This window comes from Pseudoalteromonas aquimarina (assembly GCF_049257255.1).
GTDB lineage: Bacteria > Pseudomonadota > Gammaproteobacteria > Enterobacterales > Alteromonadaceae > Pseudoalteromonas.
Genome location: NZ_JBMMUG010000002.1, coordinates 214,386 through 240,689, shown reverse-complemented (window position 1 = coordinate 240,689; position 26,304 = coordinate 214,386). Strand labels below are relative to the sequence as shown.

26 protein-coding genes are annotated in these 26,304 nt (G+C 38.5%); 25 read left to right on the top strand and 1 reads right to left on the bottom strand.

Annotated features, from left to right (window positions below; genetic code table 11):
- Positions 1-90 precede the first annotated feature (90 nt).
- The 22 genes from AAEU29_RS06035 to AAEU29_RS05930 all read left to right on the top strand — a co-directional run bounded on the left by AAEU29_RS06035 (position 91) and on the right by AAEU29_RS05930 (position 22,088).
- Entirely contained in the window at positions 91-1,023 is a 933-nt protein-coding gene (locus AAEU29_RS06035) for a chemotaxis protein CheV (protein ID WP_421972479.1), read from the top strand.
- A gap of 17 nt (positions 1,024-1,040) precedes the next feature.
- A complete protein-coding gene (locus AAEU29_RS06030; protein WP_421972478.1) occupies positions 1,041-1,865 on the top strand; it encodes a CheR family methyltransferase in 825 nt (274 codons plus the stop codon).
- A 65-nt stretch (positions 1,866-1,930) separates the two neighbouring features.
- Complete coding sequence (gene flgB / locus AAEU29_RS06025; RefSeq protein ID WP_421972477.1) at positions 1,931-2,335, top strand: flagellar basal body rod protein FlgB; 405 nt, start codon at positions 1,931-1,933, stop codon at positions 2,333-2,335.
- A gap of 2 nt (positions 2,336-2,337) precedes the next feature.
- Positions 2,338-2,760: a flagellar basal body rod protein FlgC gene (flgC, locus tag AAEU29_RS06020; RefSeq protein WP_274761147.1), complete on the top strand. Its 423-nt coding sequence runs from the start codon at positions 2,338-2,340 to the stop codon at positions 2,758-2,760.
- 12 nt (positions 2,761-2,772) lie between these two features.
- Positions 2,773-3,459, top strand: coding sequence for a flagellar hook assembly protein FlgD (locus AAEU29_RS06015; protein ID WP_421972476.1), 687 nt, complete (start codon positions 2,773-2,775; stop codon positions 3,457-3,459).
- Between the two features lie 81 nt (positions 3,460-3,540).
- Complete coding sequence (flgE, locus tag AAEU29_RS06010; RefSeq protein WP_274761145.1) at positions 3,541-4,863, top strand: flagellar hook protein FlgE; 1,323 nt, start codon at positions 3,541-3,543, stop codon at positions 4,861-4,863.
- 150 nt (positions 4,864-5,013) lie between these two features.
- A complete protein-coding gene (locus tag AAEU29_RS06005; RefSeq protein WP_421972475.1) occupies positions 5,014-5,760 on the top strand; it encodes a flagellar basal body rod protein FlgF in 747 nt (248 codons plus the stop codon).
- A gap of 18 nt (positions 5,761-5,778) precedes the next feature.
- Positions 5,779-6,567, top strand: coding sequence for a flagellar basal-body rod protein FlgG (flgG, locus tag AAEU29_RS06000; RefSeq protein ID WP_274761142.1), 789 nt, complete (start codon positions 5,779-5,781; stop codon positions 6,565-6,567).
- A gap of 12 nt (positions 6,568-6,579) precedes the next feature.
- Complete coding sequence (flgH, locus tag AAEU29_RS05995; RefSeq protein WP_274761141.1) at positions 6,580-7,263, top strand: flagellar basal body L-ring protein FlgH; 684 nt, start codon at positions 6,580-6,582, stop codon at positions 7,261-7,263.
- An 8-nt stretch (positions 7,264-7,271) separates the two neighbouring features.
- Positions 7,272-8,366 (top strand): flagellar basal body P-ring protein FlgI, encoded by a 1,095-nt coding sequence (locus AAEU29_RS05990; protein ID WP_421972474.1) that lies wholly within the window; start codon positions 7,272-7,274, stop codon positions 8,364-8,366.
- A gap of 132 nt (positions 8,367-8,498) precedes the next feature.
- Positions 8,499-9,485: a flagellar assembly peptidoglycan hydrolase FlgJ gene (gene flgJ / locus AAEU29_RS05985; RefSeq protein WP_421972473.1), complete on the top strand. Its 987-nt coding sequence runs from the start codon at positions 8,499-8,501 to the stop codon at positions 9,483-9,485.
- Entirely contained in the window at positions 9,485-11,497 is a 2,013-nt protein-coding gene (locus AAEU29_RS05980; RefSeq protein ID WP_421972472.1) for a FlgK family flagellar hook-associated protein, read from the top strand. Before flgJ ends, AAEU29_RS05980 begins: the two co-directional genes overlap by 1 nt.
- A 5-nt stretch (positions 11,498-11,502) precedes the next feature.
- A complete protein-coding gene (flgL, locus tag AAEU29_RS05975; RefSeq protein WP_274761137.1) occupies positions 11,503-12,729 on the top strand; it encodes a flagellar hook-associated protein FlgL in 1,227 nt (408 codons plus the stop codon).
- Positions 12,730-13,030: 301 nt separating this feature from the next.
- Positions 13,031-13,999 (top strand): flagellin N-terminal helical domain-containing protein, encoded by a 969-nt coding sequence (locus AAEU29_RS05970; protein WP_274761136.1) that lies wholly within the window; start codon positions 13,031-13,033, stop codon positions 13,997-13,999.
- Positions 14,000-14,711: 712 nt separating this feature from the next.
- Positions 14,712-15,683 (top strand): flagellin N-terminal helical domain-containing protein, encoded by a 972-nt coding sequence (locus tag AAEU29_RS05965; protein ID WP_274761135.1) that lies wholly within the window; start codon positions 14,712-14,714, stop codon positions 15,681-15,683.
- Positions 15,684-15,887: 204 nt separating this feature from the next.
- Positions 15,888-16,856, top strand: a complete 969-nt coding sequence (locus AAEU29_RS05960; RefSeq protein WP_274761134.1) for a flagellin N-terminal helical domain-containing protein — start codon at positions 15,888-15,890, stop codon at positions 16,854-16,856.
- 80 nt (positions 16,857-16,936) lie between these two features.
- Positions 16,937-17,347, top strand: coding sequence for a flagellar protein FlaG (locus tag AAEU29_RS05955; RefSeq protein ID WP_421972471.1), 411 nt, complete (start codon positions 16,937-16,939; stop codon positions 17,345-17,347).
- Between the two features lie 39 nt (positions 17,348-17,386).
- Positions 17,387-18,781 (top strand): flagellar filament capping protein FliD, encoded by a 1,395-nt coding sequence (gene fliD, locus AAEU29_RS05950; RefSeq protein ID WP_421972470.1) that lies wholly within the window; start codon positions 17,387-17,389, stop codon positions 18,779-18,781.
- A gap of 11 nt (positions 18,782-18,792) precedes the next feature.
- Entirely contained in the window at positions 18,793-19,218 is a 426-nt protein-coding gene (gene fliS / locus AAEU29_RS05945) for a flagellar export chaperone FliS (protein WP_274761131.1), read from the top strand.
- On the top strand, positions 19,208-19,492 hold the full coding sequence (locus tag AAEU29_RS05940; RefSeq protein ID WP_421972469.1) for a hypothetical protein: 285 nt from the start codon (positions 19,208-19,210) through the stop codon (positions 19,490-19,492). The genes fliS and AAEU29_RS05940 overlap by 11 nt, the downstream gene beginning before the upstream one ends.
- Positions 19,493-19,501: 9 nt before the next feature.
- Positions 19,502-21,619 (top strand): motility associated factor glycosyltransferase family protein, encoded by a 2,118-nt coding sequence (locus tag AAEU29_RS05935; protein WP_421972468.1) that lies wholly within the window; start codon positions 19,502-19,504, stop codon positions 21,617-21,619.
- A complete protein-coding gene (locus AAEU29_RS05930) occupies positions 21,606-22,088 on the top strand; it encodes a GNAT family N-acetyltransferase (RefSeq protein WP_421972467.1) in 483 nt (160 codons plus the stop codon). Before AAEU29_RS05935 ends, AAEU29_RS05930 begins: the two co-directional genes overlap by 14 nt.
- Here AAEU29_RS05930 and AAEU29_RS05925 read toward each other — a convergent pair.
- Positions 22,081-23,067, bottom strand: coding sequence for a hypothetical protein (locus AAEU29_RS05925; protein ID WP_274761126.1), 987 nt, complete (start codon positions 23,065-23,067; stop codon positions 22,081-22,083). The two genes, AAEU29_RS05930 and AAEU29_RS05925, sit on opposite strands and share 8 nt — an antisense overlap.
- Positions 23,068-23,150: 83 nt before the next feature.
- Between AAEU29_RS05925 and AAEU29_RS05920 the strand changes: the two genes are divergently transcribed.
- The 3 genes from AAEU29_RS05920 to pseI are packed head-to-tail and all read left to right on the top strand — an operon-like array spanning position 23,151 to position 26,303.
- Positions 23,151-24,476: an aminotransferase class III-fold pyridoxal phosphate-dependent enzyme gene (locus AAEU29_RS05920; RefSeq protein WP_421972466.1), complete on the top strand. Its 1,326-nt coding sequence runs from the start codon at positions 23,151-23,153 to the stop codon at positions 24,474-24,476.
- On the top strand, positions 24,476-25,243 hold the full coding sequence (locus AAEU29_RS05915) for a cytidylyltransferase domain-containing protein (RefSeq protein WP_421972465.1): 768 nt from the start codon (positions 24,476-24,478) through the stop codon (positions 25,241-25,243). The genes AAEU29_RS05920 and AAEU29_RS05915 overlap by 1 nt, the downstream gene beginning before the upstream one ends.
- A complete protein-coding gene (gene pseI, locus AAEU29_RS05910) occupies positions 25,236-26,303 on the top strand; it encodes a pseudaminic acid synthase (RefSeq protein WP_421972464.1) in 1,068 nt (355 codons plus the stop codon). The genes AAEU29_RS05915 and pseI overlap by 8 nt, the downstream gene beginning before the upstream one ends.
- Position 26,304 lies beyond the last annotated feature (1 nt).

Genomic DNA, 26,304 nt, shown 5'->3' with positions numbered 1-26,304 from the left:
CAAAATTATGGCACGATGTCGTTATACGGTAGTACAATAACAAAGAAGCAAGAAGTATACCCTTTCATTGCTTCAAGTTAGGAGATTGAAATGGCAGGCATTTTAGATTCGGTTAATCAGCGAACGCAGCTCGTAGGCCAAAATAGACTTGAGTTGTTGCTGTTCAAATTAAAAGGCAGGCAACGATTTGGTATCAACGTATTTAAAGTACGTGAAGTTTTACAGTGTCCTAACTTAACGGCAATGCCAAAATCAAACCATTTTGTGAAAGGTGTGGCGCATATACGCGGTCAAACCATTTCGGTTATTGACCTTTCACTTGCGATTGGCGGGCCAGGAATTCAAAACACCAAAGACTGTTTTATTATCATCACTGAGTATAACCGCTCAGTTCAAGGCTTTTTGGTCGATTCAGTTGAACGTATTGTTAACATTAATTGGGAATCAATTATGCCACCGCCATCAGGCTCTGGCAGATACTCATATTTAACTGCGGTTACTGAAATTGAAAAAGAGTTGGTTGAGATTTTAGATGTAGAGAAAATCCTTAATGAAATCTGTCCGGTAAATACGGAAGTTAGCGCAGAGTTACTTGCTGACGGTGAAATGCAAAAAGACTTAGGCGAACGTATCGTATTTATTGCGGATGATTCAACTGTAGCCCGAAACCAAGTAAAAAGAGCGCTTGAACCTCTTGGGGTGCAAACTGAAGTTGCAAAAAATGGCCGTGAAGCATTAATTAGGCTGAAAGAAATTGCCGAAAAAGACTGTCAGAGTGTTGTAACTGAGCGAGTAGCGTTATTGATTTCAGATGTTGAAATGCCTGAAATGGATGGCTATACGTTAACAGCAGAATTAAAAGCAGACCCTCGAACTGCACCACTTCATGTGATATTGCACACCTCATTAAGTGGGGTGTTTAATCAGGCAATGGTTGAAAAAGTAGGTGCTGACGATTTTATTGCGAAATTTAACCCAGATGAATTAGCAACTGCGGTTAAAAAGTGGGTTCATGAAGCGTAGACCAGCGAGTAATAAATTTGAACAAAGATTTAGATGATAGAGAATATCAGCAGTTTAGAAGCTTTTTAGAGCAGCAATGTGGTATTGTGCTAGGTGACAATAAACAGTACTTAGTTAAAAGTCGTTTAGCGCCATTAATGGCTCGTTTTGAAGTTGGTTCTTTGTCTGAATTAGTTACTAAAACATTGAGTCCACGTGAGCGGCAATTACGTGCAGCCGTTGTTGACGCAATGACAACTAATGAAACGTTATGGTTTAGAGACAGTTATCCTTTCGAGTTATTGAAAAACAAATTATTCCCTGAATTAGCAGAGTTACGCCGACCTATTAAGATTTGGTCGGCGGCAAGTTCTTCTGGTCAAGAACCTTATTCAATTGCAATGAGCGCGGCTGAATATAAGCAGATGAAACCCGGTGCTCTAGCGGGAGTGAATATTGTAGGGACGGATATTTCAAATACCATGCTCGATATTTGTAAAAATGCTGAGTATGACTCTTTGGCATTAGCTCGCGGGCTTTCACCAGAGCGAAGACGTAAGTTTTTTACCGATTCGGGTCATGGTATGGCAAGAGTAAATGATGATATCAAGCGAATGGTCAATTTTCGCCATTTAAACTTACTTGATTCTTATGCCTTAATGGGTAAATTTGAAATCATTTTTTGCCGTAATGTATTAATTTATTTTTCACCTGAAGTGAAAGCTAAGATCATCAAACAATTCCATCAAGCACTTAATCCAAAAGGATATTTGTTTTTAGGTGCATCTGAATCTATGACCGGGCTAAGCGATGATTTTGAAATGATCCGCTGTAACCCAGGCATTATTTATCAAAAAAAATAACACCACGAACTAGTGCTGGCTTACTAATTGCATAACTTCTTCAAAGTCACTTTTTTGGAGAAGTTATGGCTATCAGTTTTGACAGAGCATTAGGTATACATCCGCAAGCAACACTTGCTCGTTCTCAAAGAGCAGAGGTGTTAGCAACTAATATTGCTAATGCAGATACGCCTAACTACAAAGCGCGCGACATTGATTTTTCAAAAGCTCTCGAACAGGCTAAATCGAGTCAATCTAAGCGCCTTGTAACCACTCACGAAAAACACTTCGATTTATCAATTAACAGTTTAGAGAGTAACACGCTATACCGTGTACCTAACCAACCTGACACTGGTGATGGCAACACGGTAGATATGCAACTTGAACGAGGTAAATATGTTCAAAATGCAATGGAATACCAAGCGAGTATTAATTTTCTAGGTGGCAAGTTTAAGGGCTTGAAAAAAGCACTTGGCGGTCAAGGAGCATAATTATGAGTTTGTACAACGTATTTAATATTTCTGGTACGGGCATGAGTGCGCAATCGGTTCGATTGAATACGACAGCCAGTAATTTATCAAATGCAAATACTGTAAGTTCAAGTGCAGATGAAACATATCGTGCAAGGCATCCTATTTTTTCAGCTGAACTTAGTAAAGCTGTTAATGCGCAACAAGGGGAAGCTGTAGGCGTTAAAGTGCTGGGTATTGTGGAAAGTGATAAGCCACTTAAACGAGAGTTTAATCCTGAACATCCATTAGCTGACAAAGATGGCTTTATTTATAAACCAAATGTCAATGTCGTTGAGGAAATGGCAAATATGATTTCTGCTTCACGAAATTATCAAACCAATGTTCAAGTAGCAGATGCCGCCAAGCAGATGTTGTCTCGTACATTGCGTATGGGTCAGAACTAATAGGGGATGACGATGACAACTAATGTATCTAATGATAGCTATATCGACTCATTAAAATGGCAAACACCTTCGGGAGTGCCAGACCCGAATAATAATGACCAGCTAACTCAGTCAGACTTTTTTGCATTGCTGACACAGCAATTATCTTATCAAGATCCGACAAAGCCTGCAGATAATGACCAAATGATTGCGCAAATGACAAGCTTTTCAATGGCGGATGGTATTAGCCAATTAAATGCAAATTTTGAAAGCTTTGCATCTTCAATGACATCAAATTCAGCGCTTCAGGCATCAACCCTTGTCGGTAAAGATGCTTTAGTACCTTCTACAGTTTTGGAACTGAGTGACGGTAAGCCTTCCAAAGGCAGTGTTGCACTTGATACTGCTGCTCATGATGTCACAGTAAAAATTAAGAATGAAGCTGGTGAAGTAGTTCGTACCCTTGACATTGGTTCAAACGCTGCAGGAGCAGTTAAGTTTGAATGGGATGGCAAAGACGAGAGCGGAAATCCATTGCCACCTGGCAATTATGCGATGACCGCAGAAGGTCGTGTGGCGGACGGTGAATATATGAGCTTCCCAACTGGCGCGTTTTTAAATATATCAAGCGTAAGTTTAAAAGGTACGCATGGCCTAGTGCTTAATACAGGCGCAGGCTCGATTAATTTAAGCGATGTTGTGGAAATCGCTCAAGGTTAATCTTGGCATTAAAGTTGAATAGATAACTCAGTGTAAGGCAGTTCATTACATAAATTAAACTGCAAAATTTAGAGGTGAATTATGAGTTTTAATATTGCATTAACGGGATTGGCGGCAGCGCAAAAAGATCTCGATGTTACAGCAAATAATATTGCAAACGTAAATACAACAGGTTTTAAAGAATCACGCGCTGAATTTGCGGATGTATATGCTGCATCTGTATTTAGTTCAGGTAAAACGAAGAATGGTGATGGTGTACAGACTACCGTAGTAGCACAACAATTTAATCAAGGTTCATTGCAATTTACCCAAAATGCACTTGATTTAGCTATTACAGGTGAAGGTTACTTTGCAATGACAGACTCACTTTCATCTCAAGATTATACTTATACGCGTGCGGGTGCGTTTAAGCTTAACAAAGACAACTTTGTAGTAGATGCTCAAAATAACTTCCTACGAGGTTTTCCTGTAGATCCTTCTAATGGGGATACGACTTCTGTGAGTTTAAGTACGGCAACACCAATTCAAATACCTGATGCGTCAGGTGCGCCACGTGCTACAAATAATGTTTATACCTCATTTAACTTAGATGCAGGTGCGACTCAACCTACGGTTGCACCATTTAATCCGACTGATTCTGCAACGTTTAACGCGTCAACATCAACAACGGTATATGATTCACTCGGTGAACCGCATATTATGCAGTTTTTCTTTTTGAAGACAGGTGTTAATAACCAGTGGGAAGTACGTGCAACTTTAGATGGGCAGGAGTTTGATAACACGGGTACTAGCCCTGCTGGTGGTCCATTATCTACCTTTACATTTGATTCTAGTGGTTTGCCTTCTGCACCAGTAACTGCACCTAACACAACTTTTGACCCGGTATCACTGACTTCGGCTAACCTTTCAAATATTTTAACCAACGGTGCTACCTTTCCAAATGATGTAAATATCAACTGGCGTGATGAAGCGGGTACAGCTAATAAACAACCAACTCAGTACGCAAGTCGTTTTGAAGTAAAAGCACTCGAGCAAGATGGTGCTACAGTAGGTCGTTTAACTGGGATTGATATTGGTACTGATGGTAAAATTGTCGCTTCATATAGTAATGGTGATTCTACTTATATTAGCCAAGTGTCTATGGTACGTTTTGCCAACTCGCAAGGTCTATCACAAGTAGGTAATACCGCTTGGAAAGAAAGCTTAACCTCAGGCGAACCCATTGCAGGTGAGCCAGGATCAGGTACGCTTGGTACCGTTAACTCAAGTGCACTTGAACAGTCGAACGTGAATCTAACGAATGAGTTAGTAGATTTAATTTCAGCTCAGCGTAACTTCCAAGCAAACTCGCGTGCGTTAGAAGTTAACTCAACTCTGCAGCAGAATATTTTACAGATTCGATAATTCATTACGTTATTCACTTCTTCAAAGGGTTGATTTATCAGCCCTTTTTTAATTGACTTCAGTCATAGTTTTGGCGTCAATTTTCTACTCTTTTTATTGGCACTATTTTTGCTCTAACTAGTTATTAGAGATTTTTTAAAGGTTGTGCTGATGGATAAATTACTCTACATCGCCACCTCAGGTGCAAAGCAAAACATGCTTGGTATCGCGGTTAAAGCGAATAACTTAGCAAATGCAAAAACTACAGGTTTTAAAGCTGATTTAGAACAAGCACGTTCAATGCAGGCATTTGGTGAAGGGTTACCTACACGTGTTTTTGCAATGGAAGAAAGACCTGGTTCTCGATTAAGTGCAGGTGCAATGTCAATGACAGGGCGCGAGCTCGACATCGCGATTGGTGAGAATGGTTGGTTAGCTGTACAAGATGCCAATGGGCAAGAAGCTTATACCCGTTCGGGTAATTTAAAAATGAGCGAAACGGGGCAGTTATTTACAGCTAATGGATTACCAGTAATTGGTGAAGCAGGCCCAGTGATTTTACCTCTGCCTATCGAGAAGGTACAGATATCGAAAGATGGCATGATCCAAGTGAGACCACAAGGCGCGCCAGCAAATTTTATTGAAGATATCGATAGGTTGAAATTGGTCAGTGCCTATGGGGTTCAACCCCTTGAAAAAGGACTTGATGGTCTTTTTAGAAGTAAAGATGGGGATGTGCTCGATACTGACCCAAATATGACAGTAACCAGCGGCGCATTAGAAATGTCTAATGTAAATCCTGTAGATGAAATGGTGGGAATGATATCCCATCAACGCCAATTTGAGTTACAAGTCAAAATGATGAAAACAGCAGAGAAAATTGACGAAAGCCAAGCTTCTCTTATGCGAATTTATTAATGGTTTTTGGAGGTTAGTATGCATCCTGCATTGTGGATTAGTAAAACAGGTATCGATGCTCAGCAAACCGATACGTCTGTCATCTCAAATAACTTAGCGAACGCAAGTACGGTTGGTTATAAAAAGAGTCGTGCAATTTTTGAAGATTTGCTTTACCAGAACATTAATCAACCGGGTGGCCGCTCATCACAAGATACGCAGTTACCGTCAGGCTTAATGCTTGGCGCGGGTTCAAAAGTGGTTGCAACTCAAAAGAATTTCTCGCAAGGGAATATGTTAACAACCGACAACTCAATGGACTGGATGATCCAAGGGCAAGGTTTTTTTGAAGTTGCAATGCCTGATGGCAGTCTTGCTTATACGCGAAATGGTCAGTTTACCACCGATGAAGAGGGCCGCATCGTAACGTCTGGTGCAGGTTATCCTTTGCAACCAGAAATGAATGTACCTGATGATGCGCAGCAGATCATTGTTTCGCAAGATGGTGAGGTGTCTGTACGCATTGCAGGGCAGGCTGATAACGCTGTTATTGGTCAGCTAACAATTTCAGATTTCATTAATCCTTCTGGTTTGGAACCGATGGGGCAAAACCTCTATACCGAAACGGCTGTGAGTGGTGCGCCTGTGCAAGGTAATCCGAGTATTGATGGTTTAGGTGTTATTGTGCAAGGTGCCCTTGAAACTTCAAACGTAAATGTAACCGAAGAGTTAGTTAATTTAATTGAAACTCAGCGAGTTTATGAAATGAACTCAAAGGTCATTTCATCTGTTGATGAGATGTTAAGTTACATTAACCAGCAGCTTTAATAGGTGAGTCCCATGAGTAAGTTAGTTTTGGCAGTTGTTTCAGGGGTGTTGTTGAGTGGATGTGTAACGACGGCGAACCGTTTTGTTGAACGGGATGATCCTTATTATGCGCCACTGTACCCAGAAGACACCAATGTTTCGCAAGTAAACACAGGTTCGCTATTTAATACTCATTACTCAAATGACCTCTATTCTGATCAAAAGGCATTGCGCCAAGGTGACATTATTACAGTGGTGTTGAGCGAGTCGACACAAGCATCTAAAACGGCAAAAACCGAAACAGATCGTGAAACTGACTTTGCACTATCACCCGTGACAGGGTTAGGTGGAAATCCAATTACGATTAATGGTGATGCATTGCAATATGGCGTGGGTTCGGAAGGCTCTTACAAAGGTGATGCAAAATCGGATCAATCCAATAGCTTAAATGGCAATATATCCGTGAATGTAATGCGCGTTCTGCCAAACGGTAACTTGGTTATTCGTGGTGAAAAATGGCTAACGTTAAATACTGGGGAAGAGTTTATACGCCTAGAAGGCATTGTTCGTCCTAAGGATGTCAGTGCTGATAATATGGTGATGTCAAATCGCATTGCTAATGCACGTATTCAGTATTCTGGCAAAGGTGCTCTTGCCGATGCGCAAGAAGCGGGTTGGTTAGCGCAGTTTTTCTTAAGCCCATTAAATCCATTTTAGGAGGCAGCATGCGTCAATTAGCGTTTATCGTTATCGCATTACTGAGTGTGATTCATTTTCCGCTATCTGCTGAGCGCATCAAAGATGTTACAGCGGTTGAAGGAGTGAGAAGTAACCAACTAGTAGGCTATGGTCTAGTTGTAGGTTTGCCTGGAACGGGTGAAAAAAGTAGCTTCACGGAGCAAAGCTTTAAAGCAATGTTAAGTAGCTTTGGGATTACATTACCTGCGAATTTGAAACCTAAAATCAAAAATGTTGCTGCTGTTGCCGTGCATGCGGATTTACCCCCCTTTATTAAACCAGGGCAAACAATTGATGTGACAGTTTCGTCAATTGGCAGTGCACTGAGCCTTCGTGGCGGTACGCTTATTCAAACTTTTCTTAAAGGTGTAGATGGCAATGTATATGCGATTGCACAGGGGAGTTTAGTTGTTAGTGGTTTAGGTGCCGAAGGTGCCGATGGCAGTAAGGTATTAGTCAATACACCGACTGTGGGTCGGGTACCTAATGGTGCAATTGTTGAACGTGCTGTTGCATCGCCGTTTAATCAAGGGGATCACATTACATTTAATTTGCATCGTCCAGATTTTTCTACGGCAAAAGCGTTGTCAGATACCATTAATGATTTAGTTGGTCCAAATACGGCAACGGCAATGGACGCAGCCTCTGTAAAAGTATTAGCACCTCGTGATCCAGCACAGCGTGTTGCATACCTTGCAACGCTTGAAAATCTAGAGTTTGAACCAGCAGATAACAGCGCGAAAATTATCGTTAATTCGCGAACCGGCACTATTGTGATAGGTAAAAATGTGACGTTAGAACCAGCTGCGATTACCCATGGTGGTTTAACCGTAACGATTGCTGAGCAGCAAAATGTGAATCAGCCCAATGCGCTTGCTGGTGGCCAAACTGTTGTCACAGAGCAGAGTATTATTGATGTTGCGCGAGATGACACCCGTGCATTTGTATTTGATCCTGGCGCGAGTTTGGATGATTTGGTACGTGCTATCAATGAAGTTGGCGCAGCGCCAGGTGATTTAATGGCGATTTTAGAGGCGCTGAAAGAAGCTGGCGCAATAAGTGGTCAGTTAATAGTGATTTAAGTTTATCGATTTCTTAAAGCCCTGCATTGCAGGGCTTTTTTGTTATGGGCTTTAATTTTAGTTCGTTGGCTTGATTTTTGCATTGTTTTTCTAGTGTGTTTCGTAGCCAATTTATTGAATGAGAGCTGAATTATGGATGGCAACAACATAAATCAACATCAAAGCTTTTTTGACCTGAGTAACTTAAACTCACTTAGGAAAGAAGCGTTGCAAGGCGATCCTGATAAAAAGGCATTGAAACAGGTTGCTGCGCAATTTGAATCAATCTTCACGCAAATGCTGTTTAAAAGTATGCGTAAAGCAAATGAAGCATTTGAAGATGAAGACAGCCCATTTAATGCAAGTAGTGTTAAGTTTTATCGTGATATGCATGATCAGCAGCTATCGATGGAGCTATCACAAAGCGGGGCATTAGGCCTTGCAGATATTATTGTTGAACAGCTTTCGCCAACACCAGGAAAATACACACCTGCAAGTTTATTTGCGCCAAGTCAGATTGCACCTCAGGTTTCTAAGTCAAGTAGAGTGAAAGCTATCCCAGATGAAACGACTACAAGCTCGGCGGATACAAAGCCAATTGAAAGTGAGCAGTCATTTGTGTCAGAACTTTGGCAACATGCGAAACAAGCTGCTGAGAAAATTGGTTTAAGCCCTGCTGTTATGCTTGCGCAATCGGCATTAGAAACAGGGTGGGGCAAACATGTTATTACTAAAAGTGACGGGCAAAGCTCTAATAACTTTTTCAATATTAAAGCAGATAAATCATGGCAAGGTGATAAGGCCGCTAAAGCATCGCTTGAATTTGAAGATGGTGTTGCAGTTAAAAAACAGTCTAACTTCAGAGCCTATAACAGTATTGCAGAGAGTTTTGATGACTTTGTTAATTTCTTACAGCAGAACCCGCGTTACCGATCTGCATTAAAAACCACTGACAACCCCACTGAATATCTTAGCGAGTTGCAAAAAGCGGGTTACGCAACCGACCCAAATTACGCAAATAAAATAATTAATGTACTAAACAGAAGTGAATTTCATGATGCGATTAAATCTGTCGCTGCTGGAATGAATGTAAAGGATATTATGAAAAGTTCGATAACAGGTTTAGGAGGCAGTAACTAATGTCTTTTAATCTACTTAATATTGCTAACTCTGGGGTTCGTGCTAGTTCAGAGCTGCTACAAACGACCAGTAAAAACATTACCAATGTTAATACTGAGGGATATGTTCGTGAACGCACCGAGCATAGAACATTGTTCGATAACCAAGTGGGTCTTGGGCAGACGTTTCGTTTAGTAAATGATTTTGCTCAGCAGCAGTTAAATCGCGATGTTTCAAACCTTGCTTTCTTTAATCAGTTTGTTGATGAATCTGCGCGTGTAGATAGTTTGTTTGCAGAAGAATCAAATAGTTTATCGACTAGCATAAATTCACTTTTTAGTTCATTACAAGAAAGTTTAAATCAACCATCATCAACCGTTAGCCGCAGTTTGTTTTTTAACGATGCGCAAGGTTACATTGATCAATTAGGTCGTTTATCGGGCATTGTTTTTGACCAAAAAACGATTGTGAATGACCAATTGGAAATTTATGCCGATGAAGCCAATGGCCTTATTTCTAAAATTAGTGAGTTAAACCTAGCTATTGCATCTGGCTCTTCTGGTCCGGATGGCAGTGCACTCAATAGCACGATTAATCAGCGTGACCTAGCGATTAAAGAGCTGGCAGAATATATTGATATTGAAACGCTTGATGGACCAAATGGTGAAAAATTAGTGTTTATGGGCACTGGTGAAGCTGTGGTGATGGAAAATGGTTCGTTTAATTTATTCTCATTATCTGGTGATCCTGATCCAAACTTCAAAGATCTAAAATTAGATGTGGATTCAGGCAAAGCAATTCCGCTAGAAGTAAATACCAGTTTACTAAAGGGCAAAATAGGTGGTCTTTTAGCTTATCGCGAAGATATTTTGATACCTTCACAAAATAAGTTAGGCCAGCTTAGTTTGGCAATGGCTGATGCATTTAATCAGCAAAATAGGCTAGGTTTAGATGCTGACGGCGAGTTGGGTGGTGATTTATTCACTATTCCAACGGCAGGCGCTTATGCTTTTGCTGCAAATACAGGGACCGCTCAACTGACTGGCACACTCGAACCAGGCAAAGGCAGCGAAATTCCGGCATCCGATTTCCTAATTGAATATACTGCGGCAAATCAAATCACTGTGTCGGCACTCGATAAATATGGTGACCCTACAGGAACCCCAATTGTTGCCAGTATTGTCGCCGGACAAGCGGATTCCTCGACTGCAGTTGGAGGTGAGTTGTTTGGCCTGCAAATTAATTTAACTGCGGGTGCAAATATTGGTGACCAATTTGAGTTGAAGTTAAATTCAGATGCTTCAACCAATATTCAACTAGCGACTAATCGTCCAGAAGATTTGGCATTGGCTTCGCCAATACGTACTAGTAATAATATTAATAACCAAGGCACGGGTAGTATTTCATCTAGTATTGTTACAGATACAAGTGCTGCGGGCTTTACCGTAGGCCCACCTCCGTCGCTAACAAATGGTCCTATTACGATTACTAAAACGGGTAATCCAAATGAGTTTAATATAACGGATGGAACACCTGCAGTAACGACTACTGTGGTACTTACTCCACCTTACGATAATGTGTTAAATCAGGCTGGGGCACCTTATAACGCTTATGGTTTTGATTTTAATATTGAAGGCGTTCCTAATGCAGGGGATACATTCACGGTTGAATTTAATACTAATGGTTTTGATGACAACCGTAATGGTTTAATGCTTGCAGGGTTACAAGATAAAGAATTGGTACGCGCTAATATTCAATCTTCACCGGGTGGTGACAATTTGACGAAGTTGAATGAAGCTTACGGCAATTTAATAACGGATGTAGGTATTAGAACGTCTTCAGCAAAAACAAATCAAGTGGCTTTTGAAGCTTTAGCGAATCAATCGAATGCTTGGTATGAGTCAATTTCTGGTGTGAATTTAGATGAAGAAGCCGCAAACCTTTTAAGATTTCAACAATCTTATTCTGCCGCTGCTCAAATACTATCTACAGCCAGAACAGTTTTTGACACTATATTGAATGCAGCGAGGTAATTTAAATGCGTTTATCAAACAACATAATGTATCAAAATAACCTTGATAAAATTTTAGATAATCAGCAGAAGGTTGCTATTGCACAAGAGAAGGTCTCGACACAAACACGTATTTTAACACCTTCTGATGATCCTGCCGCTTCTGCGCAAGCATTATTATTTGGTGAGAGAATTGAAATAAATGACCAATTCCAGAAAAACAATAGTTATTTAACAAGTAAGCTTCAAACTGAAGAAAGTGTTTTACAGAATATTAAAACTTCTTTGCAGCGAGGTTATCAATTAACCATCCAAGCTGGTAATGGCGCTCTATCAGAGCAAGACAGAGAAACAATTGCTGAAGAAATGAAATCAATTCAAGCAACTCTATATGATTTAATGAATGCTAAATCGGAGGATGGCAAATTTATATTCTCAGGATTTCAAGATAGTAATCAAACATATGTTTTTAATGGTGCAACCGGTACTTATGATTATCAAGGTGACCAAGGTAATCATGAAATGCAGTTGGCGGTGGGTGTTACACTTCGTTCTAGCGATAATGGCGTAGATGCATTTGAAAATGTAGATGCGCGTTTAAATGTAAACACAAATACGCCAACGGTAGGAGGTAGTATTACAGGGGGCTCAGTTTTTGTGAAGGAACAAGCTCAATTTGATTCCTTTCATAAAGCAAATTATGACCCTCTTGTACCTGCAAATAATAACCTCCAAGTTACAGTCTCTGCAGGTGCACCTGATACATATGCGATAACTTTGGGTGGTACGCCTGTCGGTTCAGGAAGTTTTACTGGAGATACAATCAAGTTTCAGGGCATGGAAATCAGTTTATCGGGGGGCGCACCGGGGACTGCTGATTTTACATTAGCAGCGCCTGAAAAGAAAAATATGCTGAATACTTTGGAAGAGCTTATTAATGGTCTAACGACTCCTGGTTTGTCAAACGATCAATATCATGAATATTTAGCAAATGGCATTACAGGTTTAACTAATGCTCAAAATCAAGTATCCATAACTCAAGCAAACTTAGGTGGACGTTTGAACGTTGCCGAACGACTTTTAAGCTCAACAGCCGATATCAATATTAATCATAAAGAATCCAAAGCAAATTTGATAGAGCTTGATATGGCTGCAGCAATATCAGAACTCACTAAAGAGGAAACTGCATTACAGGCTTCACAGGCAACTTTTGGCCGCTTAACACAGTTGTCACTATTCGATTACATACGATAAAATTTTGCCCCATAATATTTATTAAAGCGGTTTTACCGCTTTTCTTTTGCTACTTATTATTAAATTTACTAAAAAGCTTTAAAGTATATAAACTAACTGTCGATATATTAGTTAGCCCTTCTTTTAATGTTTTTTAACTTTATGAAATTAAACAAAAAAAGTTAAAAAATAACCTAAAGGAAAATTTTTTCCGCCCGATAACAAAAATAACTTAGAGATATTGAGCAAGACAAAACAGTCAAACCAATATCAGTTTATTTGAGATTTGAAAGTAAGTTATTTTACTTCGGGAGAATGAGTCATGGCACTTTATGTAAACACAAACGTAAGTTCATTAAACGCTCAACGTCAATTAATGAATTCAGGTACAGCGTTAGATCAATCTTTTCAGCGCTTATCATCAGGTCTTCGTATCAATAGTGCAGCAGATGATGCTGCTGGTCTTCAGATTTCTGACCGTCTGCAATCGCAAATCAACGGTCTAAATCAAGGTAACCGTAACGCAAACGATGGTATTTCACTTGCACAAACTGCTGAAGGTGCAATGGATGAGATTACTGGTATGTTTCAGCGTATCCGTACCCTAGCGCAACAAGCTGCAAATGGCTCAAACACAGATGAAGATCGTTTAGCTCTTCAAGAAGAGATTCGTCAGCTTTCTTCGGAAGTTAACCGTGTCGCAACTGATACTACATTTGGTGGTCAAAACTTACTAGATGGTAGCTATGAAGCAAGTTTTCAAGTTGGTGCTGATGCAGTTCAAACAATCGGCTTTTCGATGCAGAATGTAGGCGGTACTGCGGCTATTAACAGTTTAAGCGCTAACGGTGGTTTCACACTGTCGGGTATTGCTGGTGTTGCAAGTGCAGTAACAGGTCAACGTTTATCAACATTGGCAGAAGGTGCATCAGATATCGGTGGTGCAGCGCTGACTACAGATACATTTGCAGCATCTTTCATCGCAACGGCAATTAGTGTTTCTAGTCAAGTAAATGCACAAGTGACCCTAGCTGGTGTTGACTCTCTGATTGCAGTTGTTGACAAAAAACGTGCAGAGCTAGGTGCGGTACAAAACCGTTTCCAATCTACAATTCGAAACCAGTCAAACATTGCTGAGAACTTAAGTGCAGCTAAATCACGTATTAAAGATGCTGATTTTGCAGCTGAAACTGCGGCGTTAACACGCAATCAGATTCTGCAACAAGCTAGCCAAACAATCTTGAGTCAAGCTAATCAGCGTCCTCAAGCAGCATTAAGCCTTCTAGGCTAATAATGAAAATGCCCTTGCTAAATGGGGTAATAGGCAAGGGCATTAAAAGGGATATTTAAAGCGGAGGCAACTGCTAAAATATCCAAACAAGTAAGTATAAGACACCATGCAGGTATCTCGTACTAAAATTAATTAAGCAAATATAGTACCAAGTATAAAACAAGTTTTTTGACATCGCTATATTTCACTCTTACTTTCACTATCTCTAAAAGGGGCCGCTTGGCCCCTTTTTTATTGATTGAAATTGTTCTTTGTTAACACTTGCAACTAAACCTTAAAAATGAGTTAAAGAATTTTTAGTTGATCTAGTATCGGAAAATAAATACTTAAAAATTGTTTAAAATGTTATTTCTTCATTGGCAATAATGATTTTCACCGGGGTAACAATTGCTTATTTTTATAAATAGTAAGTGTTTATTAAGGTTTGAATAGTGAGTCCATTTGCATGCTATCGAAAAGTAATAAAATTTAAACTCCTTCACCTAATTAATGATCTTTGATGACTATAAAATAGTTTTTGGCACAATTATTGAATTCTACTCTATTGAACAAGATATGTAGGAAAAATTAGGCGTTAATTTGCCGCTTTTGAAATTGAGCTGGCAAGTATTTTCCTAAACCCTAATGGCATTGTTGCAAGTGGTGCGATAGTACTGCGTTTACCGGGTTACTCATATCTAACCATATAAAAAGAGATAGAGAGAGTAAGATTATGGCTTTATATGTAAATACAAATGTAAGCTCGCTAAATGCTCAGCGCCAACTAGATAAATCAGGTGGTGATCTGGATTCAGCCTTCAAACGTTTGTCTTCTGGATTAAGAATTAATAGTGCAGCTGATGATGCCGCAGGTCTTCAGATTTCCGATCGTCTTCAGTCACAAATTTTAGGTTTGAACCAAGGTAACCGAAATGCTAACGATGGTATTTCATTAGCGCAAACTGCAGAAGGCGCAATGGATGAAATGACAACCATGCTACAGCGTATGCGTGTACTTTCACAACAATCTGCTAATGGTTCAAACACAGATGAAGACCGATTAGCTCTTCAGGAAGAAATTCGTCAACTATCCGAAGAAATTAACCGAGTTGCAACAGATACAACATTTGGTGGTCGTAATCTACTAGACGGTAGCTATTCAGCTAGCTTTCAAATAGGTGCTGATGCAGTTCAAACTGTAGGTTTTAGTATGCAAAATGTTGGTGGCACAGCTGCTGTCAACAGTTTAAGTGCAAACGGTGGATTCACACTTTCTGGTATTGCAGGTATTGCAAGTGCCGTTACAGGGCAACGTTTGTCAACTCTCGCAGAAGGCGCATCAGATATCGCTGGAGCAGCATTAACTACAGATACCTTTGCTGCAGCATTTATAGCTACCGCAATTAGTGTATCAACACAAACAAATGCTCAAATTGTAATGGCTGGTGTAGACTCACTTATTGCCGTTGTTGACAAAAAACGTTCTGAATTAGGTGCGGTTCAAAACCGTTTCCAATCAACAATTCGCAACCAAGCGAATATTGCAGAAAATTTGAGTGCGGCTAAATCTCGAATTAAAGATGCTGATTTTGCGGCTGAAACAGCTGCATTAACACGCGCTCAAATCCTTCAGCAAGCAAGTCAAACAATTCTAGGTCAAGCAAACCAAAGACCTCAAGCTGCATTAAGCCTGTTACAAGGGTAATTTGTAATAATTACTTAATCGTAAACAAGCCCCATTTTTGGGGCTTTTTTTATAACTAAAAAAAATTAAAAAAAACTCTAAAGCTTTTTCTAAAGATGTCGATAAGGCAGATAGAACACCTATATTAGGATTCTAATTTGGGCTTTCATGTTGAGTAGGGGTACTCACTTAGAAAGCACTATAGTTAATAAAGCGGAGGCAATTATGGCTTTATATGTAAATACAAATGTGAGCTCTTTAAATGCTCAAAGACAGTTAAGTCAGTCAGGTAATGCTCTAGACACTTCATTCCAACGTTTGTCATCTGGTTTACGTATCAATGGTGCGAAAGATGATGCGGCTGGAATGCAGATTTCTAATCGTCTAACTGGTCAAATTAATGGTTTGAACCAAGGTATTCGTAATGCGAATGATGGTATTTCTCTTGCGCAAACAGCAGAAGGCGCAATGGATGAAATTACAGGTATGTTCCAACGTATGAGAACACTAGCTCAACAGGCATCTAATGGTTCAAATACTGATGAAGACCGTTTAGCGCTTCAGGAAGAAATTCGTCAGTTATCTGAAGAAGTTAACCGTGTGGCAGAGGATACAACCTTTGGTGGCCAAAATTTACTAGATGGCTCATATGACGCGAACTTCCAAATCGGTGCTGATGCAGTTCAGACTATTGGTTTTTCAATGCAAAATGTTGGTGGTACAGCTGCCATTAACAGTATTAGTGCTAATGGCGGTTTTACATTGTCTGGTATCGCAGGTGTTGCAAGTGCAGTTACTGGTCAGCGTCTGTCTACACTTGCTGAAGGTGCCTCTGATATTGGTGGTGCAGCATTAACAACAGACACCTTTGCAGCTGCTTTTATTGCCACTGCTATCAGTGTTTCTAGTCAAGTAAATGCTCAAGTTACGCTTGCAGGTATGGATTCATTGATTGCAGTTGTTGATAAAAAGCGTGCTGAGTTAGGTGCTGTTCAAAACCGTTTCCAATCATCAATTCGAAATCAAGCGAATGTTTCTGAAAACCTAGCAGCTGCGCGTTCACGAATCCGTGATACAGACTTTGCGGCGGAAACTGCAACATTGACTCGCAATCAGATCTTGCAACAAGCAAGTACATCAATTCTGAGTCAAGCTAATCAACGTCCTCAGGTAGCATTGTCTCTACTGGGTTAATTAGCAAGTTAATTCTGATTGCATAGGCTAATGCTGATGCAATCAGAATTAAGCTATACTTGTTAGAAGAGGAACCTGTTATGAATACAATTCCAGAAACAGTTTCAAGTGTGCTCGACATTAACAGCGCGCTTAAAAAGCAAGAGCTTTCACAATCAATTGGTATGAATCGTGCTAGTGAAAGTGGAAATGTTTCAGATACAACATCTATTAAAAGAAATGATTCACAAAAAAACGATGAAAATTTTTTTGATGAAATTAGAGAGAATCTGAAAAAAATTAATGACTTTATTCCTGTAAGCTCAACAAATTTAATATTTGAATTTGATGAACTGGGAGAGCCGCCAGTGGTAAAAGTGATCGATAAGTCAAATAATGAAGTTATAAGAGAGATCCCGCCGCAAGAAATAAGGGATGTCGCTAAAGCTTTTGAAAGTTTGGCCGATAAATTAATTACTCAAACAGGAATTTTGTTTAACGATTCTGTTTAGGGTGTGCGAGTTAGTAGAGTGCTATTTTAGAGGTGAGTTATGGCAAGCATTACATCAGCAGGGGTTGGCTCTGGTTTAGATTTAGAAAGCATTATAAAAGCTTCAATTGATGCTGAGAATATACCAAAACTTCAAGCATTTGCTGCCAAAGAAGAGTCACTTCAAAAAGAACTAAGTTCAATTGATACTATTAGTTCAGCAATTTCTCAGCTTGAATCTACGATTGAAAAGCTTAGTGATATCGATAACTTCAATAAACGTACAGCATCAATAACTCAACCTTCTTCAGGCGAAATAATTAGCGTCTCAACCACAAAAGACTCGACTGCTGGAAAATTTGATATTGAAGTAGTCCAACTTGCTCAAGGCAGTAGAGCTGTGTCTGCAACAGGATATAGCAGCAGTACCGATGTAGTAACTGCGTCAGGTGGAAAACTAAGTTTCAGTGCTGGCACTTCAAGTTTTGATGTAACTTTAGATGCAGGAGCAACACTTGAAGATGTTCGAAATGCAATTAATGATGAGAATACCAACTTTGGCGTTATTGCCAACATCATAAATACTGGTTCTGAATCTAAGCTAGTTTTGACTTCTACCAAAACAGGTCTTGGTAATGATTTAGTTGTGAGTAATGACATAGCAGAATTAGATTCCGTTTCTACAGTAGCAAATGGTGGTGGAGCTGGAGGGCTTGCAATTGCTGCTACAGACCAAGCTACAGATGCTATTATCAAAGTAGATGGAATAACAGTTACAAATGATTCGAATACATTTACTGATGCTGTTCAAGATATGACAATTACAGCAAAGCAAGTAAGTGAAAATAACGAAACAGCTCGAATTAATGTAGATTATGATAAAGCTGCTGTTAATACCTTAATTGACGAATTTATTGCCAATTACAATAACCTCATCGGAAATATAGGTTTTCAAACACGTATAGGCAATCCTTTAAATGGTGATGCTTCAATGCGTTCATTGGATAATCAATTAACAAGTATTCTTGGTACAAGTCTAACTGGTGTTGAACCTTTTGGCACAATTTTTGATATAGGTTTAGGTATTGATAAAGAAGGTTACCTTGAAAAATCTACTTTAGTTAGAAGCGTCAATGATTCTTTAGATAATTATTATGACAAAGTTGGTGAAGCTTTTGCTGGTGAAAATGGTCTAGCAAAACAGTTTCAAGGACTTATTGATAATTACATAGATTCTAAAGGAATTATCAAGGAACGATCTTCTTCTCTAAATCAACAATTAGATGATATGGAAGAAGACTTCTTGAATCATGAATATAGAATGGAGCAACTAGAGATTAGACTTAGGAAACAATATTCTTCTTTAGATGTACTACTCGCGGAAATGCAATCAACGCAGTCTTATTTGAGTGCGCAACTTGCAAGTTTGCCTGGTTTCACTTCAGCTAAAAAGTAGGGTAACAGAAAATGTATAATGCCAAAGTAAAAAATTACCAAAAAGAAGCACTTAAGACTCAAGTAGCTGGTGCGGATCGCTACGAACTAATACAAATGTTAATGGCAGGTGTGATAGAAAAACTCGTAATGGCAAAAGTATCTATTGAAAGGCAAAATTTAGAGGCCAAAGCTGAACACCTTTCTAAAGCAAGTGCAATAATAGAGGCACTTAGAGGTTGTCTTGATTTTGAGGTAGGAGGTGATGTGATGGAAAACCTATACGCTCTTTATAGTTACATGCTTGACCGTTTAATTGATGCGAGTATTAAGAATGATCCTGAAATAGTTGAAGAAGTATCTAATTTGATCAAAGAAATAAAATTAGGTTGGGATGCGATTCCTGTTGATGTAAGAGAGCAAACACTCAATGGAGAAGCGAGCGCAAGTGTTGGATAAAATTGAAGAAATTATCTCACAACTTTCTTTTGATATTGACACTGGTAATTACAGTGCTGCAATGAATAGTCTTGCTGTATTTAAACATGAATTTGCGATTGAAATTACGCAGCAAGGCTTGACTGAAAAGGATTATAAAGATTTGCTTTATCAATTTAATATATTTGAGCAGTTAGTTAGTAAAATGTCAGATAACAAAAAATCCTTAATTAAAGAAATTGCTCAATTTAAAAGTAACAACCTAAAAATAAATAAATACATTCAACATAAATAGTAGGCTCACATGTCTTCAATTGATCAGGAAATAAACCAACTAGCTTCCTCCATTGATAATGCTAAATCTCAACTTGAACGAGAATCGAACTTCGTAGAACAAGCAAATAAACGGTTCGAATCAAATATGCTTGCATTTAAAAAATATTTTCCTGATATATATGAGAAATTTGTACTTTATCAGCCCACAGAAAAATTCAATTTATTTGTTAACAACAATGGCACAGGTAATATTACAGACACCAAGTTAGATGTTCCTTTTTATTCAGAAAACCCAGTTTTACAGAGTAAAAAGCAGGTAGATGATGCTATTGCAACCCCTGAGGTTTGTCGTGTAGATCAGTCTGTGATTGAACATCTATCAAACGAAACTAATTTCCTTCACGTTGACTTATTAAAAAGTATTGGTGTTGTTTATAACAAAGCTAAAAGTGAGCTTCCGCCAAATACTATGCTTGATGATGTCATACCGAGTGTGATTATTTTTGGTGTTGGTCTTGGCTATCATTTAAATTATTTGAACGAGCAGGTAAGAGCTTCATATATTAATATTTTTGAACCCAATGAAGATTATTTTTTTGGTAGTTTATTTTGTTTTGATTGGGCTGGTTACTTAAACACAATTGATGAGCAAGGAAGTGCACTTTACATTGGTATAGGTGTGCCTGAAGAAGAGTTATATGAAGAATTATACCGAAGAGCTCAATATTTAGGGGCGTTTAGTATTTCAAACTCCTTCTTTTATCAACATTATCCTTCTCAGGAAGTGAATGAATTAATTGAAAAAATAAAAATAAACTTTCATCAATTTTTTATGGGATGGGGCTTTTTTGATGATGCTTTAATGAGTATTGCCCATACCTTAGAAAACACTCAGAAAGACATTAATCTTTTGGTTCAGCATAATAAATTGCCCGCTGAAATTGAAAAATTTCCAATATTTATTGTTGCAAACGGACCATCACTGGATAAAGACATCGAAGTAATTCGAGCGATGAAAGAGCAGGTAGTTTTAGTGTCTTGTAATTCAGCGACAACAGCTTTACTTAAGCAAGGTATTATTCCTGATTTTCATGTTGCATTAGAAAGAACAAAGGCAACTGCTGATTTCCTCACTGCTTTTATTACACCAGAGCAGCGTCAGAAAATAGGACTTATTACTGTTAATGTTATGTATCCAGAAGTTCCTGAACTTTTTGGCTGGTGTGGCGTTGGCTTTAAAGGGAATGAGCCTGGAACAAGTATTTATCACATTGCCGAATATATAAAAACACAGAAAATTACAACGACAGTAGGATACTGTAATCCTTTAGTTGGAAACACTGCCTTAAGTTTTTTCGCGAGCAAAAAGTTCAAAGAAATTTATTTGTTTGGTGTTGATAATGGTTATGTAGATCCTAATCACCATCATTCTAAAGCAAGTTATTATTATAACGATAAAGGGTCTACTATTCATAGCCCTCTTAAAATGGGTAATGAGATGGTTGTAGACGGAAACTTTGGTAAAAAAGTTATTACAGACCATTTCATGTATACAGGCAAAGAGCAGATGGAACGCTTGCTAGAATCATTTAAAGGTACGCATCTAAATTGTTATAACTGTAGCGACGGAACTAAAATTGAAGGTGCTTTACCACTTCGTTCTTCTGATATTTTGCTCGATGAATCTACAGCCACAAAGCAAAACGTAATAAAGTTTATCAAAGAAGAGTGCTATAAGCCTTTTGATAAAAGCATAGATGCAAAAAAATATTTAGATTTCGATATTTTTGAGAGTATCTGCAACAGCATGGTCGAAATTTTAGAACAACCAATGACATCGCGCGAGCAAGCGTTGGAAAATTTATTGGCTAGCTTACGATTTTTATACTCTTTTAAACAAGAAGCGCGTTATGCTCATTTATATTTGATTTTAGAAGGTGAGTGTTTGTATACAAGTTCGATCCTGATAAGTGCACTTTATAATTTTGGCTCTTCAGAGCAAGCTTTACCTTATTACAAAGACGCATTAATACTTTGGATTGATTTCCTTAAGCAGGCGCCTGATTATTATCGTGAACGTTGGAATAAATTAAGCGATTATAGTTTTGATTACAGCAAACCCTCAGTTGAAAATGTTGGAGATTAGTACCGAGCGATTTGTTTTAAGACCGCTCACAGTTGCTGATGCAAGTGAGCGTTACCTAAGCTGGTTTGAAGATATCACAACTCAGCAATTTATTGCTCAACGTGCTGACTCAACTAAACAACTAAAAAATTATATTCTTGAAAAAGCGCAAGCTAAAAACTGTTTGTTCATGGGTATATTTGCTGAAGATGTCCATATTGGCAATATAAAATATGAGCCGATTGACTTTGTTAAGCGTGAAGCAACTATGGGGATCTTAATTGGTGATCCTAAATGGCGTGGAAGGGGGGTAGCAGGTGAAGTGATTTCTGCAACGGCTCAATATTTAAGGCGAAAATTTGATATTAATTCCATTTTACTCGGAGTTGAATGTGAAAATATTGCTGCTATTAGTGCTTATAAAAAATTAGGGTTTGTGATCTATAAAGAAACTGACGATGGTTTATACATGCGTTTGATAGTTAGTTGATATTTTTTAGAAAATCAATAAGTTTATATTCTTGTATAGCTAGTCTTTTTTGTGTTCTTTTTTTCTTTTTTAGCTTTTTCATTAATGCAAACGTGGTTGTGACACGTTCCGTGAAGCCAAATCTACTTAACATACAATGGTCAAAGTGGTTTTCTCCTCGAGGGTGAAAAACTATGACATTTAAGTCTAATAAGTAGGCTTCAATTAGCATGGTTGAATGCATACCAATAATTATATCAAAATTTACTAATTGATTGTGTGACATGGTCTTATGGAATACTTTAAACCGCTTAGAATGCGTTTTAAGATATCCTGATTCTTTTGGGTGTATTTTTACGGTACATTTATACTTAGCATTTAAATGATTTAATACCTTTAAAGTACTTTTGAGAAGTATCTTTTCATCAAACCCATACAACACATCTTTTTGCGCTTTATCTAAATATTTTGAGATTGGTTCACTTATCAGCAATACTTGTAATTCTTTGGATTGTTTCTTTGGTCTATTAAGCTTTCTTATTTGAGCTAGATAAGGTTGTCCACATGCAACCAAAGTAGGCTGTTCTGAGACTTCTCGCTTAAATTCATAGAGTGCATTTTCATCTGGAAAAAGTATTTTATCTGGAAGTACCAGTTGATCTAGGTGTGTGAAGCGTAAAGTATAATTGTGCCATTGATCCACAAACGAAATAGTTTTAATTTTGAGAGACCTTGCGCTTTTTATAATAAATGGCTCAATCAAATTACCGCTACTTGTACCAAGTAAAATCAAATCAGGGCAAAAATTTTTTATATGGGTCAATACGTCTTCGTTACTTTCAACCGTTTTGAAATCCATGCAAGATTTTATTTTCTGCTCTTTTGAAAGCAATAAACTAATTTCGAAATTTGCCGATAATAAATGATAGAGCGATGTTATGATCTGAATGGCCCCTAGATCACAAACGAATACGAGTAATCGCTTTTTATTTGATGTCATTGTAACTGTATTTTAACTTTCTATTTATGGTGTAAATATTGCAGATGATTTCAGTAAAAACAACGCATTGTGGAGTTTAAATTTTGTCACTTAAAGAAAATTCAGGCGCAAAACTTTGGCAACAAGCCAAGAAAATTATACCTGGCGGTAATCAATTACTCTCAAAACGTGCTGAAATGTTTTTGCCGGAGGCATGGCCCGCGTATTACAAAAAATCAAAAGGCTGTGAAGTATGGGATTTAGACAATAATCATTACTATGATTTTTCAATTATGGGTATTGGTACAAGTTCTTTAGGGTACTCACATGCCGAAGTGAATGAAGCAGTAATTACTGCTATTCAAGATGGCACTATGTCTAGTTTAAATTGCCCGGAAGAAGTTGAATTAGCTGAAAAATTAATTGCTTTACACCCTTGGGCAGGAGCGGCAAGGTTTACGAGAACGGGTGGTGAATCATGCGCTCTAGCAATACGCATTGCTAGAGCTTATGCAAAAAAAGATATGGTAGCGTTTTGTGGTTATCATGGGTGGCATGATTGGTATCTCGCTACAAATATTAATGATAAAGGAAACCTTGACGAACAATTACTTCCTGGCTTAAAACCCGCGGGTGTTCCGCAGCAGCTTGGTGGTTCAGTGTTACCATTTAAAGAAGGTGATATTGAAGGATTTAAAGAAATTCTTGCAAAACATAGTGATAAACTAGGTGTTGTAATGATGGAAGTATTTCGACATGGTGCTCCAAATCTGACTTTTATTAGAGAGATCCGTGCATTATGTGATCAACATAATATTGTGCTTATATTTGATGAGATTTCATCTGGATTTAGATTAAACACGGGCGCTTCTCATTTACTTTGGGATATCGAACCTGATATTTGTGTTCTTGGAAAAGCATTAGGAAATGGACACCCGATTGGTGCTGTTATTGGTAAACATGTTGTGATGGATGCTGCCCAGCAATCATTTATAAGTAGTTCTTATTGGACTGAACGAGTTGGGTTTGTGGCGGCTTTAAAAACCCTTGAAATTTTCGAATCTCAGAATGTTCCTGAACGATTGATGTCGATTGGGCAATATCTGAAATTAGGTCTTTCACAAGTAGCTGAAGAAACGGGGTTTGATTTAAAAATTATTGGCATTGATAGCGTGCCAATTTTTATTTTTCCTGGGGATAACCCCCTTGCAACAAAGACATTGTTCACTCAAGAAATGCTTAAACGTGGATATCTTGCTAGCAATGTAATTTACCTGTCCATTGCACATACAACTGAACTAATTGATAAGTATCTCGATACAGTAAAAGAAGTATTCACTATGATTAAGAATGCTATGGAACAAGGTATTGATTTGAAAACTCTTATTGAAAATGAAGTTTGTCATAGTGGCTTTCAAAGGTTGAATTAATGTCGGTCTTAGCATTTATTCAAGCGCGAATGGGCTCCTCCCGCTTACCTGGAAAAGTCATGAAGTGTCTAAATGGTAAACCGGTTATTATTCATATTGTAGAGCGATTAAAGTTGTGTCGTAAAATTGACGGTATTGTTGTTTTAACTTCAATAAATCCGGAAAACATCCCTCTAATTGATTGCCTTAAAGCATATGGAGTTGATGTTTTTGCTGGTGATGAAGAGAATGTACTAGAACGTTTCCAATCTGCACTAGCGCTTTATCCGGCTGATGTTATTGTGCGTATAACTGGTGATAGCCCCTTAGTTGACCCCTCAATTTGTGACCAACTTATAGACGCTTATTTTCATGAAAATGTTGATTACGCTTATTTGAGTGAGCGTTTTGCAGAAGGGGTTGATTGCGAAGTAATTAACGCACAAGAGTTGAAAAAACTCAATAGCAGCACTCTGAGACCATCAGAACAAGAGCATGTAACCCTTCACTTTTATGAAAATAATGATAAGAATTACCGCTGTTTAGAAATGAAAAACATACAGGATGACAGTCACTACCGCTATACACTGGATAGTAGTGAAGATTGGCAAGTGATTGAAGCCTTTTATCAAGCAAACCCTAATGTGAAAGAAATGGATTACCAATCGGTCAAATCATTTTTTGATAACCACCCCGAAATTAAATCAATAAATAAACACATTGAACGTAATGAAGGATTAGCAATTTCACTTTTGCAAGAATCTGAAATTGGAGGGCTAAGTGAATAAGTTAATAATTAATGACCGTATAATTGGTGAAGGTGAGCCGTGTTATATCATAGCTGAAATGTCCGCAAATCATGGAGGGAGTTTAGAGAAAGCTATTGAAATCCTTCATGCAGCAAAAGCGGCAGGCGCGGATGCTGTGAAGCTTCAAACGTACCGTGCTGAAACTATTACACTTAATTCAACTAAACCTGATTTTTGTTTACCTTCAGATAACCCTTGGCAGGAACATGTATCTCTGTACTCGCTGTATGAAAAAGCCTTTACACCTTGGCAATGGCATGAAACCTTATTTGCAGAAGCAAAAAAAATCGGGTTAGATATTTTCTCTTCCCCGTTTGATGCTAGTGCGGTTGATTTACTTGAATCGCTTGATGCGCCTGTCTATAAGATTGCTTCGCCAGAGATTACAGATATCCCATTATTGAAGAAGGTTGCCAGTACTGGCAAACCCATTATTCTATCTACCGGTATTGCTGAACTAAGTGATATTGAACTGGCTGTTCATACTCTTAGGCAAAATGGCTGCGAGCAACTTGCTATTTTAAAGTGTACCACTGCTTACCCAACGCCATTTTCGGAATGTAATTTAGCGACTATCGTGGATTTACCTACACGCTTTAATTGTGTTTCTGGCTTGTCAGACCATACCCTAGGGTTAGTTTCACCAATTGCTAGCATTGCTTTAGGTGCCAAGATTATAGAAAAGCACTTTATTTTAGATAAATCAGATGATTCGGTAGACGCATTTTTTTCACTCGATGAAAAAGAGTTTAAACAATTGGTTGGTGCGGTTAGAGATGCTGAACAAGCTATTGGTTCAGTCAATTATTCGATAACCCAGTCTGCTCAGAAAAATATTCTCGCCAGACGCTCACTGTATTTTTGTCGAGATTTAAACGCTGGCGCTGTGATAACAGAAAATGATATTCAATCGGTACGGCCAGGGTTTGGCTTACATACCCAATACTATGATGATGTTCTAGGTAAAACCGTCGCCCGAGATGTTTCTCAAGGTGATCGTGTTACCTTTGATGCGGTAACGGGGTTGACGGAGAAGTAGA